Here is a 15487-nt window from a genome sequence, read left to right as displayed (position 1 = left end):
TAGCCTGACCCCATGAGGCAGGACGCCGACCCCGGTCTCTTCGGACCCCGCTCCGTCACCTGGCAGCTGCACGCCGACCCGGTCATGTGGATCGCCGGTGTGCGCGCCCTCTACCTCCAGGCCCTCCACCCCGTCGCCGTACGCGGAGTCATGATCAACAGCAGCTTCCGGGAGGACCCCTGGGGGCGGCTGATGCGGACGGCGAGTTTCGTCGGCACGCTCAGCTACGGCACACGGGACGCCGCGGAGGCCGCCGGCGCGCGCGTCCGCCGGATCCACCGGCTCCTCGGGGTGGACGACCCCGCGCTGCTGCTCTGGGTGCACTGCGCCGAGATCGACTCGTACGTCTCCGTCGCCCGCCGCTCCGGACTGCCGCTCACCGGCGAACCCGCCGACCGGTACGTGGACGAACAGCGCACCTCCGCGCGGCTCGTCGGCCTCGACCCGGACACCGTCCCCGCCACCCGGGCCGCGCTCGCCGCCTACTTCGACTCCGTACGCGGCGAACTCACCGCCGGAGAGGACGCGCTCGCCGTCCTCGACTTCCTGCGCAAGCCGCCCGTACCGCCCGCGCTGCTCGCCGGGCGGGCGCTGGTGTGGCGGCGGATCAGCTCACTGGCGTACGACACCCTGCCGGACTGGGCCCATGCCCTCTACGGCCGGCCGGTACCGCCCGAGGCCGCCGTCACCCGGCGCCTCGAGACCACCGCCCGCCTGCTGCGCCGCGTCCCCGCCGCCCTCCGCTGGCGGCTCCCGCCCGGCCACATCCCACGCGCCATGGACCGCCTCGGACCCGACACCCGACCCGACCCGTACACACTGTCCGTGCCTGCGGCCATACTGGACGGGCCGGAGAGCGTGCACGAAGACGACGGGGGCGACGGCACACGATGGGGGACATCAGACTGATCCAGGGGCGCTACCGCCTGCACGAGGTCATCGGCCGCGGCGGCATGGGCGAGGTGTGGCGTTCCACGGACGAGGCGCTGGGCCGCGGGGTCGCGGTCAAGTGCCTCAAACCGCTCGGCCCGCACCAGGACGCGGGCGTGCAGACCGTGGTCCGCGAGCGGTTCCGCCGCGAGGCCCGGGTCGCGGCCGCGCTCCAGCACCGCGGCATCACCGTCGTCCACGACTTCGGCGAGTACGAAGGCGTCCTCTTCCTCGTCATGGAGCTCCTCGAAGGCCAGAACCTCAGCCAGCTCCTCGCCGCCAACGCGCGGAACCCGCTGCCCGTCCACGAGGTCGTCGACATCGCCGACCAGGTGGCCGACGCCCTCGAATACACCCACCGCATGGGCATCGTGCACCGTGACCTCAAGCCCGCCAACATCATGCGGCTGCGCGACGGCACGGTGAAGATCTGCGACTTCGGCATAGCGCGCCTCGGCGCGGACATGGGCTTCACCTCCCGCCTCACCGGCACCGGCATCGCGATGGGCACCCCCCACTACATGTCCCCGGAACAGATCGGCGGCGGTGACATCGACCACCGCAGCGACCTGTACTCACTGGGCTGCGTCCTGTACGAACTCGCCACCGGCGCGCCGCCGTTCGACCTCGACGACTCCTGGGCCGTGCTCGTCGGCCACCGGGACACCGTGCCCAGCCCGCCGCGCGCCCTGCGCTCCGAGCTGCCCGACTACTTCGACCGGCTCGTCGTCGACCTCCTCGCCAAGGTGCCCGACCAGCGCCCGCGCGACGCCTCCGACCTGCGCCGCAGGATCTTCACCGGCCGCACCCTCGGCGGCGACACCCGCCTCATGCCGCCCCTCCCGTACGAGCCGCCGCACCCCACCGACGGAGCCGTCACCGCGCCCGTACCGGAATCCGGCACCACGCCCGCGTGGGCCCGGGCCTTCACCGGCGGTCCGCGCCCCGCCGCCCCCGGGGCGCCCCGCGTCGCGGGCCACGACCCGGCCGCGGCCGTCCTCACCACCGAGTGGACGACCGCCGCAGCCGGCGCCGACGGCCCCGCCCGCCCCGCGACGGACGCCACGCCCGAACTCCTCGCCGTGCTCGCCGCCCGCCACCGGGCCGGCCTCGGCCTCGGCCGGCTCGGCCGCTGGGCGGAGGCCGAGGACCTCCACCGCTCCGTCGCCGGCGACCGCACCCGGGTCCTCGGCCCCGACCACCCCGACACCCTCGCCAGCGCCTACGAGGTGGCCTTCGCGCTCGGCCGGCTCGGCCGCACCACCGAGGCCCTGGAAGCCTTCGAAAGGGTCGCCGACGCCCGCACCCGGATCCTCGGCCCTGATCACCCCGACACCCTCGCCGCCCGCCAGGAGCGCGCCTTCACCCTCGGCCGGCTCGGCCGCCACGCGGAGGCGCACGCGCTGTACGCCGACGTCCTGGCCGTCCGCGAGCGCACCGCGGGCCCCGACCACCCCGACACCCTGCGCTGCCGCCACAACCTCGCGTACACCCTCGCCCGGCTCGGCCGCCTGGAGGAGTCGTACCGTACGGCCCTGGCGGTCGCCGACACCCGCACCCGACTGCTCGGCGCGGACCACCCCGACACCCTCGTCACCCGCCACGAACTCGCCCACACCCTGGGCCGCCTCGGCCGCGCCGAGGAGGCCCTCGACCAGTACCGCGCGGTCGCTGAGGGGCGGGCCTCCTCGCTCGGCCCCGACCACCCGGACACCCTCGCCGCCCGCTACGAGACCAGCGCCTGCCTCGGCCGCCTCGGCCGGGCCGCCGACGCGCTCGCCGTCTGCCGCGACCTGGTCGCCGTCCGCACCCGCACCCAGGGCGCCGACGCCCCCGAGACCCTGCGCGTCCGGCACGCCCTCGCCCTCCACCTCGCCCGCCTCGGCCGCTGGCAGGAATCGCTCGACACCGCCCAGGCCGTACACGCGGCCCGCCGGCGGGTCCTCGGCCCCGACCACCCCGACACCCTGCGCAGCCGCCGCGAGGCCGCCGTCGTCCTCGGCCGCCTCGGCCGCTGGGACGAAGCCCTCGACCCCCTGCGCTCCCTCGCCGAGGCCCGCGCCCGCGTCCTCGGCCCCCTGCACCCGGACACCCTCTCGGCCCTCGCCGACCTCACCCACTGCCTCGACCGCCTGGGCCGCCACACCGAGGCGGACGCCGTCCGCCGGGGAGGCACACCGACCCCCGACGGGCACGGAGTCGGTGGGCCCGGGGCGGGCGGGCGCGGCTCCGGGGCGGACGTACACGGATCCGGGGCGGACGTACACGGCTCCGGAGGACCAACTTCCGCCGGAGCGACCTGAGTCGGCCCCCGTCCCGCCTGCTTGACTCGTCCTGCTTGAATGGCCAGGTGATCACCGACCGCCGCGACGAGCCCGCCCCCGAGCCCCGCCCGCACGCACCCGCCCCGGACAACGGCCCCGCCCCGGTCGACGTCGACCTGTGGCAGCTCCGGGTGGACCACCTCGCCGAGGAAGACCTCGACCCCGCCGAACTCGACGCCGAGGAACGCGCCCGGCTCGCGGCCCCCCTCCGGGCGGCGGACCGGCTCCGGTACGGCATCGGCCACATCGCCCTGCGCCGCCTCCTGGCCCCCCGCCTGGGCGTCGCCCCCGCCGAGGTCGCGTACCGCCGCGAGCCCTGCCCCGGCTGCGGCGCCCTCCACGGCCGCCCGGCCGTCGAAGCCCCGCCCGGCGCCCCGCACTTCTCCCTCTCGCACAGCGGCGACGTCGTCCTCATCGGCATCGCCGCACGCCCCGTCGGCGTCGACGTCGAGACGATTCCCGAGACCGCCACGGTCCACGAGGTCGCCGCGGTCCTCCACCCCGGGGAACGGGCCGAGATCGCCCGCGCCGGGCACGCGCCCGAGGCGTTCGCCCGCGTCTGGTGCCGCAAGGAGGCCTACCTCAAGGGCATCGGGATCGGCGTGGCCCGCCCCCTCGACCAGGACTACCTCGGCGAGGACGACCCCTCCGCCCGCCCCGGGGGGTGGGCCGTCGAGGACGTGCCCACCGCCCGCGGACACGCGGCGGCCGTCGCGGTCGGGGGAACCCTGGGAATGGTCCGTTCGAGTTGGCTTCCCTCCTCCTTCGTGACCGCCTCCACCACCGTCGAAGCCCCGGACGGACGGCCCTGAGCAGCGACGACGCCCCGGCGTGAAGCTGAACTGCGAGCGCGCTTAAGAAAACCTCGATGGACCGCGGGCCCCCGGTACGGAAGATTCCTCTCCGAGGATCTTGGGCACGCGCGCGTGCCTTGACCCGTACATCACAGGACACGCACGTCGGGAGCCGTGGCATTGAAGGCGTTGGTCAAGCTGAAGGCGGAGCCGGGACTCTGGCTCACGGACGTGCCCGAGCCGGAGACCGGCCCCGGGGACGTACTGATCAAGGTCAAGCGGACCGGGATCTGCGGTACCGACCTGCACATCCGTTCCTGGGACGGCTGGGCGCAGAAGACCATCGCGACCCCGATGACCATCGGCCACGAGTTCGTCGGCGAGGTCGTCTCCGTCGGCCGTGACGTCTCCGACGTCGCCGTCGGCGACCTGGTCAGCGGTGAGGGCCACCTCGTCTGCGGCAAGTGCCGCAACTGTCTCGCCGGCCGCCGCCACCTCTGCCGCGCCACCGTCGGCCTCGGCGTCGGCCGCGACGGCGCCTTCGCCGAGTACGTGGCGCTGCCCGCCTCCAACGTGTGGGTGCACCGCGTCCCGGTCGACCTCGACATCGCCGCGATCTTCGACCCGTTCGGCAACGCCGTCCACACCGCGCTCTCCTTCCCGCTCGTCGGCGAGGACGTCCTCGTCACCGGCGCCGGCCCGATCGGCATCATGGCCGCCGCCGTCGCCAAGCACGCCGGCGCCCGCAACGTCGTCATCACCGACGTCAGCGAGGAGCGCCTCGACCTGGCCCGCAAGACCGGCGTCTCGCTCGCCCTCAACGTGGCCGAGAAGACCATCGCCGACGGCCAGCGCACCCTCGGGCTGAAGGAGGGCTTCGACGTCGGCCTGGAGATGTCCGGCAACCCGCACGCCATGCGCGACATGATCGCCAACATGACCCACGGCGGAAAGATCGCCATGCTCGGCCTGCCGAGCGAGGACTTCGCCGTCGACTGGGCGAAGATCGTCACCTCGATGATCACCATCAAGGGCATCTACGGCCGCGAGATGTTCGAGACCTGGTACGCCATGTCGGTCCTCCTGGAGGGCGGGCTCGACCTGTCCCCGGTCATCACGGGCCGGTACGACTACACCGACTACGAGGCCGCCTTCGACGACGCGGCCTCCGGCAAGAGCGGCAAGATCATCCTCGACTGGACTGCGGGAGCCTGACCCATGTTCGATTCCGTACGCGACGACATCCGCGCCACCCTCGACGAGATCCGGGCGGCCGGCCTCCACAAGCCCGAGCGGGTCATCGGCACCCCCCAGTCCGCGACCGTCGAGGTCACGGCCGGCGGCCGCCCCGGCGAGGTCCTCAACTTCTGCGCCAACAACTACCTCGGCCTCGCCGACCACCCCGACGTCGTCGCCGCCGCCCACGAGGCACTCGACCGCTGGGGCTACGGCATGGCCTCCGTCCGCTTCATCTGCGGCACGCAGGAGGTCCACAAGGAGCTGGAGGCCCGCCTCTCGGCCTTCCTCGGCCAGGAGGACACGATCCTCTACTCCTCCTGCTTCGACGCCAACGGCGGCGTCTTCGAGACCCTCCTCGGCGCCGAGGACGCGGTCATCTCCGACGCCCTCAACCACGCCTCCATCATCGACGGCATCCGCCTCTCCAAGGCCCGCCGCTTCCGCTACGCCAACCGCGACATGGCCGACCTGGAGCAGCAGCTCAAGGAGGCCACCGAGGGCGGCGCCCGGCGCAAGCTGATCGTCACCGACGGCGTCTTCTCCATGGACGGCTACGTCGCCCCGCTCGCCGACATCTGCGACCTGGCCGAGCGCTACGACGCCATGGTCATGGTCGACGACTCGCACGCCGTCGGCTTCGTCGGCCCCGGCGGCCGCGGCACCCCCGAACTCCACGGCGTCATGGACCGCGTCGACATCATCACCGGCACCCTCGGCAAGGCCCTCGGCGGCGCCTCCGGCGGCTACGTCGCCGCCCGCGCCGAGATCGTCGCCCTGCTGCGCCAGCGCTCCCGCCCGTACCTCTTCTCCAACACCCTCGCCCCGGTCATCGCCGCCGCCTCCCTCAAGGTCCTCGACCTCCTGGAGTCCGCCGGCGACCTGCGCGACAAGCTCAACGCCAACACCGCGCTCTTCCGCAGCCGCATGACCGAGGAGGGCTTCGACATCCTCCCCGGCGACCACGCCATCGCCCCCGTCATGATCGGCGACGCCGCCGTGGCCGGAAAGATGGCCGAGCTGCTCCTGGAACGCGGCGTCTACGTGATCGGCTTCTCCTACCCGGTCGTCCCCCAGGGCCAGGCCCGCATCCGCGTCCAGCTCTCGGCCGCACACTCCACGGAGGACGTGAACCGCGCGGTGGACGCCTTCGTCGCGGCCCGCGCGGAACTCGACGCCTGAGCCCGGATCCAGGATTCCGGATCCAACCGCCTGGATCCGGAATTCCGGCTCCAACGTTCTGGATCCTGGATCCAACCTCCAACCTCCTGGATCCGACCTCCGGGACCCTGGATCCAACCTTTCGGATCCAACGTCTCGGATCCACGATCCGAGATCCCAGGCCACGGAGGCAGACCCCGCCCCCGGCCTGGGAGACTAGGCGCATGATCGAAGCACGGCGGTTGCACATCCTCCGTGCGGTGGCCGACCACCGCACGGTCACCGCGGCGGCCGCCGCGCTCTACCTCACCCCCTCCGCCGTCTCCCAGCAGCTCGCCGCCCTGGAGCAGGAGACCGGCCACCGGCTCGTGGACCGCAGTGCCCGAGGGGTGAGGCTCACCTCGGCCGGCGAGATCCTCCTGAGCCACGCCAACGCGGTGCTGGCGCAGTTGGAGCGGGCGGAGGCGGAGCTCGCCGCGTACGGCTCGGGGGAGGCGGGGACCGTCACGGTCGCGGCGTTCGCCACCGGCATCGGCCTCGTCGTCGCCCCCGCCATCGCGGACCTCGCCACGACGGCACCCGGCATCAGGGTCAGGGTGCGGGACGCCGAGGGCGACGCGAGTCTGCTGATGGTGCTCGACCGGCAGGTGGACGTGGCCGTGGCCGTCGAGTACCGGGGAGCGCCGGGCGAGGACGACGACCGGCTCACCCGGGTCCCGCTCTACGCGGAGCCCTTCGACGTGGTGCTCCCGCCCGCCCACGCCCTCGGCGGCACCGAACGTGTCGCGCTCGCGGACCTCGCGAAGGACGCCTGGATCGGCCAGTCCACGGGCAACCCCTGCCACGACGTGACCGTCCTGGCCTGCGAGTACGCGGGCTTCGCGCCCCGCTTCGAGCATGTCTCGGACGACTTCCGGGCCGTCGTCGCCCTCGCCGCCGCGGGCGCCGGCGCGGCCCTCGTGCCCCGCTCGGCCCTGCGCGGCATGGACCTGAGGGACGTCGCTGTCCGCCCCGTCGACGGCGTCGCCCCCACCCGCCGCGTCTTCGCGGCCGTACGCCGGGGCTCCGAGGACCATCCCCTCATCGCCCCCGTCCTCACCGCCCTCCGCACGGCCGCGGCCCTCGGTCTCGGCGCGCCCTAGGACCACGTCGCCGGCGATTGGCCAGTTCTCGTCTGCCGTGTGCGGTGGCGCAGGGGCTTAATGGGGCTCCCGCGAGGCGCGGGGTGAGCGACGAGTGCATGGGGGAGCACATGGCCACCAACGGGAGTCCCGGACCGCCGCCGGGCACACCGCCCGCGGTCCCGCCGGCCCAACCGCCCGTACCGCCGGCCGGGCAGCCGCCCGTACCGCCGGCCACGCCGCCGTTCGGACCTTCACCCACCCCGCCGACCGGGTCGGCGGTACCGCTGCCGGAGCCTCCGGCCGTCGTGATGCCGCCGCGGTTCCCCGCCCCGCCGGGCCCGAAGGAGCGGCTGGAGATCGCGGTCAGGCGGCGGATGCTCTGGGTGGGTTCGGCGGCGTTCCCGTTGCAGAACATCACTCGGGTCGAGGCGTTGAAGGCCAAACCCCACCGGGACACGAGCCTCGCGGGCTTCCTGAAGTGGCTGGCGTACTCCGTCCTCGCCTATCTGCTGCTCGCCGTGGTGGACGGCGGCGCGGCGACGAGAGGGGCGGACGGCGGCGCGATCCTCCTCGCCGCCGCGATCGGCCTCGTCGTCCTCCTCCTCGGCGAACTGTTCAGACCGGAGAGGCCCGTCCTGGTCGTGGAGACGGCCAGTGGCTCCTTGAAGGCCGTGACGCTGCCGAACATGGACGAGCTGCAGGCGATCGCCGGGCAGATCGTCCACGCGATCGACCATCCGGACGCCGACTTCGCGGCGTACGTCCATCGGACGGACAACTCCCACCGGAACGGCGTCAACCAGCACGGCAGGAACAACAGCAGGAACAACAGCAGGAACAACGGCAGGAACAGACCGTGACGACCGAGCGGCCCGCACCCGCCTAGGAGCTGTCCGGCCGGTCATGTGACTGTCGTTTGACCTGCTCGTTGCGTCGGGCATGGGGCGGGGAGAACGCGGCGATCCATCGGACGCGGAGAAGGAGTGGTTGCGGCAGTTCCTGCCGATGAGCAACGGTCGGTGCGGACGCTCGCGCGATCACCGGCAGGTGATCGACGGGATCCTGCACCGGTTGCGGACCGGGGTGCACTGGCATGACCTCCCGGAGCGGTTCGGTCCGTTGGGGCGTCCCGGCGGACTCCACCGTCGTGCGCGCGCACCAGCACGCGGCCGGCGCCCGGGTGGACCCGCCGCCGGCACCGGGCGCATCAATGGGGACAAGGCGCCAGAACACCAGGACAAGACACAGTGGCAGAGTCTGTCCGGCCGCCTGGTGGAGGTGGTGCGCGAGGCGAGAGTCTGGGACGCTCGCGCGGCGGATTCACCACCGAGATCCATCTGAGCGCCGACAACCGCTGCCGCCCTCTGCCCTTGGTCGTTACCCGCGGCCGGCGGGCGGACTGGACGCAGGTCGTGCCCGTGCTGGGGAAGATCCGCGTTCCCCGGTTCGGGTCGGGCAGGCCGCGCAAGGAGCCGGACAGTGTCGCGGCGGACAAGGGCTACAGCAACAGGCCCTGCCGCGAGTACCTGGGGCGGACGGGCATTCGCCACACCATTCCGGAGAAGACCGACAGCCGGATCAGCGAATGCCAGCGCGGACGCGACTGTCCTCAGTCCCGCCCTGTCCTTTCGCCGAAGCAGCGCTTCCGTGGTCATCCTGGTGACAAAGGTTGTCACCGCGGTCGAGCACGATCTCCAGCAGCGACCCACGGGCCTCCTGCATCTCGGCAGACCCTGCCAGGCCGTGGCCGGCATCTGCGCGGTCACGGTAGTCGCGACTTCGCCCGAGTTCGCCGAGCGCCACGACAGCGGCACGCCGCAACTCCCTCTCCACCTGCCTGCCCCGTGCCACGCCTTCCGGGCGAAGTACCACCGCGGCGCCCTGAGGGTGATCGCCAGGACAGCTCCTAGACGGCCGCCGTCACACGACCGCCGGTGGTGCCCCGGAGGAGGAGAGGGGTGGCGAGCAGGAGGGCGCCCGCGGTGGCGAGGGCGACGCGGGGGCCGGTGACGGCGGCGAGCAGGCCCCAGAGGGCGGTGAGGGCGGCGATGGAGAGGCTCGCGCTGACCGACCAGGCGGAGAGCGTACGGGCGAGGCGGGTGGGGTCCGTGTGGCGGAGGCGGTGGGTGGCGAGCAGGGGGTTGAAGACGCCGCAGGACGCCACCAGGCCGAGCTGCACGCCCATCACCACCACCATGCCGGCGGCGCCGGACGGTACGAACGCGAGCCCCGACGACCAGCAGGAGCGCAGCACCCCGGCGGTACGGAGCACCCGGGCGTCGCCGTACCGGGCCACCAGCCGGGGCGCCAGGCGTGAGCCCACGAGCCCGCCGACGCACGGGGCGGCGAAGACGAGCCCGTACTGCCAGGGGGAGAGACCGAGGTCGCGCAGGAGGAGCACGGCGAGGAGCGGCTCCGAGGCCATGATCAGGCCGTTGACCGCGATCGCGTTGAGGAAGAGCGGGCGCAGGACCGGATGGCGCAGGATGTGGCGCCATCCCTCCAGCAACTCGCCCGCGCGCAGCCGCCCCTCCGGGCGCCGCGCGGGCTCCGGTTCCGAGCCGCCGATGGAGCGGATGCCGAGGGCGGAGAGGAGGTGGCTGCAGGCGTCGGCGAGGATCGTCGTCACGGGTCCGAAGAGCCCGATCGCGGCCCCGCCGAGCGGTGGGCCGGCCATCGACGCCGTCCAGTTCGTCGCCTCGAAACGGCTGTTGGCGACGAGGAGGTCCTCCGGAGGCAGGAGCCCCTTCAGGAACGCGCCGCTCGCCGCCCGGAACGCGATGTCCGCCGCCGCGACGACCACCGAGACCACCAGCAGCTGGGCGAAGCCCAGCCACCCGAGGAGGTACGCCACGGGGACACTGGCCAGGGCCGCGAACCGGACCAGGTCCATCGCCACCATGACGGGCCGCTTCCGCCGGAACTCCACCCACGGCCCGAGCGGCACCGCGAGCACCGCGCCGACCGCCCGCCCCGTCGCCGCCAGCGCGGCCACCTGGGCCGGGCCCGAGTCGAGCACGACCACCGCGAGCAGCGGAAAGGCGCCGAAACCGAGCCAGGTCCCGTACGTGCTCACCGCGTACGCGGCCCACAGGCGCCCGAACCGTCGCCCCAGTACCTGCCGCGCCGCCACGACCCCCCCCCACCGCCCTCTCCGCACCTCCGGCCGCACCGACCGAGCCGCCGACTCTACCTCCGGGACCCTCTGGGTTCCCCTCAAGCCGGGGACGGAGGGGACGGAGCGCAGCAGGCGTCGGTCCCGTGCTCAGTCCGGCGAGCGGTGCCAGCCGACGGCCGCGACGCGGGAGGCGTCCGACGGGCGGGATTCGTCGAACAGGGCGCGGCCCGTGCCGTCCAGGACCCGGAGACCGGTCACGTACACCCCCCGTCCGACGGCGCGGCCGGCGGTGGAGTAGCGGAAGCGTAGGCGGAGGCCGTCGGAGGGTGCGGGCACGGGGGTCGGTGGGAGGGTGGCGGTGAGGCGGTGCCAGCGGCGGCCGGACCACCCGGACGCCGTGCCGTCCGGGTGGTCGTGTGCCTCCTCGGGCCGTTCGAGCGGGGCGGTGCGGAAGGGGACGGGCCGCCAGTCCGTACCGCCGTCGGGCGCCGCCTCCAGGGCGAGGGGGTCGGTGGCCGGCACGGTGTCCCACCAGAGGAGGCAGGTGAGACGGTCGGTGTCAGGGCCCGTCGCGGGGAGGGTGAGGGTGGCGCCGCCGGGGGCCGCCATGCCGGAGAACCAGGCCGTGGGGCCGGGCGCGCCGGCCGGGGATCGGACCGGGATGGCCCGGGCCAGGCGGTCGGCGGCGGCCAGCCGGGGCGCCGAACCGGTGCGCCAGGTGCGGACCGGGTGCACCGAGTTGGCGAGCAGGATCAGGAACGCGTCGGCGTCCGGGGCGAGCACCAGGCTGGTGCCGGTGAAGCCGGTGTGCCCGGCGGTCCGGGGCCCGGAGAGGGCGCCCATGTACCAGCGCTGGTCCAGCTCGAAACCGAGGCCGTGCGCGTGGCCGGGGAAGGCTTCGTTGACGTCGGTGAGGAGGAGGTCCACGGAGGCGGGGGAGAGGACGCGGGTGGAGCCGTACGCGCCGCCGTCGAGGAGGGTGCGGGCGAGGACGGCGAGGTCGCGGGCGCGGGAGAAGACGCCGGCGTGACCGGCGACGCCGCCCATCGCGTAGGCGTTCTCGTCATGGACCTCGCCCCGCACCATGCCCCGGTCGAGCCGGGCCCACGGCCGACGGGCGTCCTCGGTGGCGGCGGTCTCCGCCCGCCACGAGAGCGGGGGAACGAAACGCGTGCGGTGCATCCCGAGCGGAGCGGTGATCTCGTCGTGGAGCAGCGTCTCCAGACCGCGACCGGTGATCCGTTCCAGGAGCAGGTGCAGCGCGATCATGTTCAGGTCCGAGTAGCGGTACGCGGTCCCCGGCGGCGCGAGCGGCGCCTCCTCCCACAGCATGCGCAGCCGGGCCTCACGGTCCGGCGCCTCGTACAGCGGCAGCTCCGCCCGCAGCCCCGAGGTGTGGCCGAGCAGCTGCCGGACCGTGATCCCCGCCTTCTCCGCCCGGCCGAACTCCGGCAGGTACGCGGCGACCCGCTCCCCGAGCTCCAGCGCACCCCGCTCCACCTGACGCACCGCCAGGATCGCGGTGAAGAGCTTGGTCAACGAGGCCACGTCGAAGACCGTGTCCGGCGTCATCGGAACCCGCAGCTCCGGCGCGAGCCCAACCCCCGCGTCGCTCTCCTCGTCGTACGCCTCCCAGCGCGCAGCCCACCCCACCGCTCGGTGCAGCGCCACCGCCCGACCCCGCCCCGCGAGCAGCACGGCCCCCGCGCACCACGGATGCACGGGAGAAGGGCCGAGGAACCCGCGCACGTCCTCGACCATCCCCTCCAGCTCCCGCCCCAGCAGTCCTGCCTCTTCCGCCGTACCCCACCGCAGACCGGGGACTCCGCCGGTCGGCTCACTCCCTGCCACGCCCATCGGCCCGTCTCCCGACACTCGGATCCAATATCCAAAATTCAGGATCCTGCCTCCCGGATCCCGGATCCTGCCTCCCGGATCCCGGATCTTGGATTCTGAATTCTGGATCCAGTCGTGCGCCTACCTTCCCCGACCCGGCCCCTCCGCCCGTGCCGCCACCCCCGACCCAAACAATCTGACGCTCCATCAGAAAACCTCTTCCCTCCACCGCCGTGCTGCGGCATCCTGCCGCCCATGGAGACGGAGCTGAGTCGCACACTGGGGATCGAGCACGCCATCTTCGGCTTCACGCCCTTCCCCGCGGTCGCCGCCGCCCTCAGTCGGGCCGGTTGTTTCGGGGTGCTGGGCGCGGTTCGCTATACCGCCCCGGACGACCTCGCCCGTGACCTCGACTGGATGCAGGAGCACACCGGCGGGCGGCCGTACGGGCTCGACGTGGTGATGCCCGCGAAGAAGGTCGAGGGCGTCAGCGAGGCGGATGTCGAGGCGATGATCCCGGCCGGGCACCGGGAGTACGTGCGTTCGGTGCTCGCCAAGCATGGCGTGCCCGAGCTCGCCGAGGGTGAGGCCTCGGGTTGGCGGATCACCGGATGGATGGAGGAGGTGGCGCGCAGCCAGCTCGACGTCGCCTTCGATTACCCGATCAAGCTGCTCGCCAACGCCCTCGGATCCCCGCCCCCCGACGTCGTCGCCCGCGCGCACGAGCACAACGTGCTCGTCGCCGCGCTCGCCGGCAGCGCCCGACACGCCCGCCGGCACGCCGAGGCGGGCATCGACATCGTCGTCGCCCAGGGGTACGAGGCCGGCGGCCACACCGGAGAGATCGCCTCCATGGTGCTCACCCCGGAGGTCGTGGACGCCGTCTCGCCGCTGCCCGTGCTCGCCGCCGGCGGCATCGGCAGCGGCGAGCAGATCGCCGCGGGGCTCGCGCTCGGCGCGCAGGGCGTGTGGCTCGGCTCGATCTGGCTCACCACCACCGAGGCCGAGCTCCACTCGCGCGCGCTCACGGCGAAGCTGCTCGCCGCGGGTTCCGGTGACACGGTCCGTTCCCGGGCGCTGACCGGGAAGCCGGCCCGGCAGCTCCGCACCGAGTGGACCGACGCCTGGGAGGATCCGGCGGGGCCGGGCACGTTGCCGATGCCGCTCCAGGGGCTGCTGGTCGCGGAGGCTGTATCCAGGATCCAGAAGTACGAGGTCGATCCGCTCCTCGGCACCCCCGTCGGGCAGATCGTCGGCCGGATGAACTCCGAGCGCAGCGTCCAGCAGGTCGTCGACGAGCTGACCCGCGGCTTCGAGAAGGCCGTGGACCGGATCAACAGGATCGCCGGAAGGAGCGCGCCGTGAGCGAGACCGCCGCCCCCAACGGCTTCTGGGCCCAGGCCGCCGCCGACCCGGAACGCACGGTGCTGGTGGCGCCGGACGGCGAGGAGTGGTCGGCGGGCCGGCTGCTCGCCGCCGCCCACCGCATGGTGCACGGACTGCGCGCGGCCGGGCTCGGACGCGGCGACGCCTTCGCCGTCGTCCTGCCCAACGGCGTCGAGTTCTTCACCGCCCATCTCGCCGCCACCCAGGCCGGGTTCTACCTGGTCCCGGTCAACCACCACTTCGTGGCCGCGGAGATCGCCTGGATCGTCGCCGACTCAGGAGCGAAGGTCCTCGTCGCCCACGAGCGGTTCGGCGAGGCGGCCGGCGCCGCCGCCGACGAGGCCGGACTCGCCCCGAGTCACCGGTACGCCGTCGGGACGATCCCCGGCTTCCGCCCGTACGCCGAACTCCTCGACGGGCAGCCGGAGTCGGAGCCGGCCGACCGGACGCTCGGCTGGGTCATGAACTACACCTCGGGCACGACCGGACGCCCCCGGGGCATCCGCCGCCCATTGTCGGGCCGGCTCCCCGAGGAGTCCCATCTCGGGGGTTTCCTCGGCATCTTCGGCATCCGGCCCTTCGACGCGAACGTGCACCTCGTGTGCTCGCCGCTATACCACACGGCGGTCCTCCAGTTCGCCGCCGCGGCGCTGCACATCGGACACCCGCTGGTCCTCATGGACAAGTGGGCCCCCGAGGAGATGCTGCGGCTGATCGACAGGTACGCCTGCACCCACACCCACATGGTCCCCACCCAGTTCCACCGCCTCCTCGCCCTTCCCGAGGAGACCCGCGCGCGCTACGACGTGAGCTCGATGCGGCACGCCATCCACGGCGCAGCGCCGTGCCCGGAACACGTCAAGCGGGCGATGATCGCCTGGTGGGGCGGGTGTGTGGAGGAGTACTACGCGGCCAGCGAGGGCGGCGGCGCCTTCGCCACCGCCGAGGAGTGGCTGAAGCGGCCGGGCACGGTCGGCCGCGCCTGGCCGATCAGCGAACTCGCGATCCTCGACGACGACGGCAACGCGCTCCCGCCCGGCGAACTCGGCACCGTCTACCTGAAGATGAACACCGGCGGCTTCCAGTACCACAAGGACGCGGCCAAGACCGCGAAGAGCCGCGTCGGCGACTTCTTCACCGTCGGAGACCTCGGCCATCTCGACGAGGACGGCTACCTCTACCTCCGCGACCGCAAGATCGACATGATCATCTCGGGCGGCGTCAACATCTACCCCGCCGAGATCGAGGCCGCGCTCCTGGCCCACCCGGCCGTCGCCGACGCCGCCGCCTTCGGCGTCCCGCACGCCGACTGGGGCGAGGAGGTGAAAGCGGTCGTCGAGACCGCCGACGGGTACGAGGAGGGGCCGGTGCTCGCCGAGGAGATCCTCGCCCACTGCGCCGACCACCTGGCCGGCTTCAAGCGGCCGAAGTCCCTCGACTTCGTCGCCGTGATGCCCCGCGACCCCAACGGCAAGCTCTACAAGCGCCGGCTCCGAGACCCCTACTGGGAGGGTCACGAGCGCCCGCTGTGAGCGATCTGTCGTCCGGCCGGTACCGAGCGCGACCGGATTGGATCCA

11 protein-coding genes and 1 pseudogene are annotated in these 15487 nt (G+C 73.4%); 10 read left to right on the top strand and 2 right to left on the bottom strand.

What is annotated here, in order from left to right:
- Positions 1-12: 12 nt before the first annotated feature.
- From HHL19_RS36020 to HHL19_RS37975, 8 genes and pseudogenes are all read left to right on the top strand, one after another.
- Positions 13-909 carry an oxygenase MpaB family protein gene (locus tag HHL19_RS36020; RefSeq protein ID WP_169094636.1) on the top strand — a complete coding sequence of 299 codons (897 nt, stop codon included), beginning with the start codon at positions 13-15 and terminating at the stop codon, positions 907-909.
- Positions 891-3233 (top strand): serine/threonine-protein kinase, encoded by a 2343-nt coding sequence (locus HHL19_RS36015; RefSeq protein WP_169094635.1) that lies wholly within the window; start codon positions 891-893, stop codon positions 3231-3233. Before HHL19_RS36020 ends, HHL19_RS36015 begins: the two co-directional genes overlap by 19 nt.
- A 47-nt stretch (positions 3234-3280) precedes the next feature.
- Positions 3281-4066, top strand: a complete 786-nt coding sequence (locus tag HHL19_RS36010; protein ID WP_346768595.1) for a 4'-phosphopantetheinyl transferase superfamily protein — start codon at positions 3281-3283, stop codon at positions 4064-4066.
- A 162-nt stretch (positions 4067-4228) separates the two neighbouring features.
- The gene (gene tdh / locus HHL19_RS36005) at positions 4229-5263 is read left to right on the top strand and encodes an L-threonine 3-dehydrogenase (RefSeq protein ID WP_169094634.1); all 1035 of its coding nucleotides are present in this window, start codon (positions 4229-4231) and stop codon (positions 5261-5263) included.
- A 3-nt stretch (positions 5264-5266) separates the two neighbouring features.
- Positions 5267-6466 carry a glycine C-acetyltransferase gene (locus HHL19_RS36000; protein WP_169094633.1) on the top strand — a complete coding sequence of 400 codons (1200 nt, stop codon included), beginning with the start codon at positions 5267-5269 and terminating at the stop codon, positions 6464-6466.
- 203 nt (positions 6467-6669) lie between these two features.
- Positions 6670-7587, top strand: a complete 918-nt coding sequence (locus HHL19_RS35995; RefSeq protein WP_169094632.1) for a LysR family transcriptional regulator — start codon at positions 6670-6672, stop codon at positions 7585-7587.
- 290 nt (positions 7588-7877) lie between these two features.
- Entirely contained in the window at positions 7878-8429 is a 552-nt protein-coding gene (locus tag HHL19_RS35990; RefSeq protein ID WP_240982091.1) for a DUF6232 family protein, read from the top strand.
- Positions 8430-8574: 145 nt separating this feature from the next.
- Positions 8575-8740: pseudogene (locus tag HHL19_RS37975) on the top strand (transposase); the annotation flags it as partial.
- A 735-nt stretch (positions 8741-9475) separates the two neighbouring features.
- Here the strand turns inward: HHL19_RS37975 and HHL19_RS35980 are convergent.
- Positions 9476-10702: an MFS transporter gene (locus tag HHL19_RS35980; protein WP_346768594.1), complete on the bottom strand. Its 1227-nt coding sequence runs from the start codon at positions 10700-10702 to the stop codon at positions 9476-9478.
- Between the two features lie 132 nt (positions 10703-10834).
- Complete coding sequence (locus tag HHL19_RS35975; RefSeq protein WP_346770289.1) at positions 10835-12538, bottom strand: serine hydrolase domain-containing protein; 1704 nt, start codon at positions 12536-12538, stop codon at positions 10835-10837.
- 240 nt (positions 12539-12778) lie between these two features.
- Here HHL19_RS35975 and HHL19_RS35970 point away from each other — a divergent pair, with 240 nt between their 5' ends.
- Positions 12779-13888 (top strand): nitronate monooxygenase family protein, encoded by a 1110-nt coding sequence (locus HHL19_RS35970; RefSeq protein ID WP_169094628.1) that lies wholly within the window; start codon positions 12779-12781, stop codon positions 13886-13888.
- A complete protein-coding gene (locus tag HHL19_RS35965) occupies positions 13885-15441 on the top strand; it encodes an acyl-CoA synthetase (protein WP_169094627.1) in 1557 nt (518 codons plus the stop codon). Before HHL19_RS35970 ends, HHL19_RS35965 begins: the two co-directional genes overlap by 4 nt.
- Positions 15442-15487: the final 46 nt, after the last annotated feature.

The organism is Streptomyces sp. R302 (assembly GCF_012927245.1).
GTDB lineage: Bacteria > Actinomycetota > Actinomycetes > Streptomycetales > Streptomycetaceae > Streptomyces.
This window is presented reverse-complemented; position numbering and strand designations above follow the sequence as displayed.

Bases quoted from the DNA above. Each gene is read 5' to 3' on its own strand.
- HHL19_RS36020 (WP_169094636.1), top strand. From the start codon at position 13: ATGAGGCAGGACGCCGACCCCGGTCTCTTCGGACCCCGCTCCGTCACC.
- HHL19_RS36015 (WP_169094635.1), top strand. From the start codon at position 891: ATGGGGGACATCAGACTGATCCAGGGGCGCTACCGCCTGCACGAGGTC.
- HHL19_RS36000 (WP_169094633.1), top strand. From the start codon at position 5,267: ATGTTCGATTCCGTACGCGACGACATCCGCGCCACCCTCGACGAGATC.
- HHL19_RS35995 (WP_169094632.1), top strand. From the start codon at position 6,670: ATGATCGAAGCACGGCGGTTGCACATCCTCCGTGCGGTGGCCGACCAC.
- HHL19_RS35990 (WP_240982091.1), top strand. From the start codon at position 7,878: ATGCCGCCGCGGTTCCCCGCCCCGCCGGGCCCGAAGGAGCGGCTGGAG.
- HHL19_RS35970 (WP_169094628.1), top strand. From the start codon at position 12,779: ATGGAGACGGAGCTGAGTCGCACACTGGGGATCGAGCACGCCATCTTC.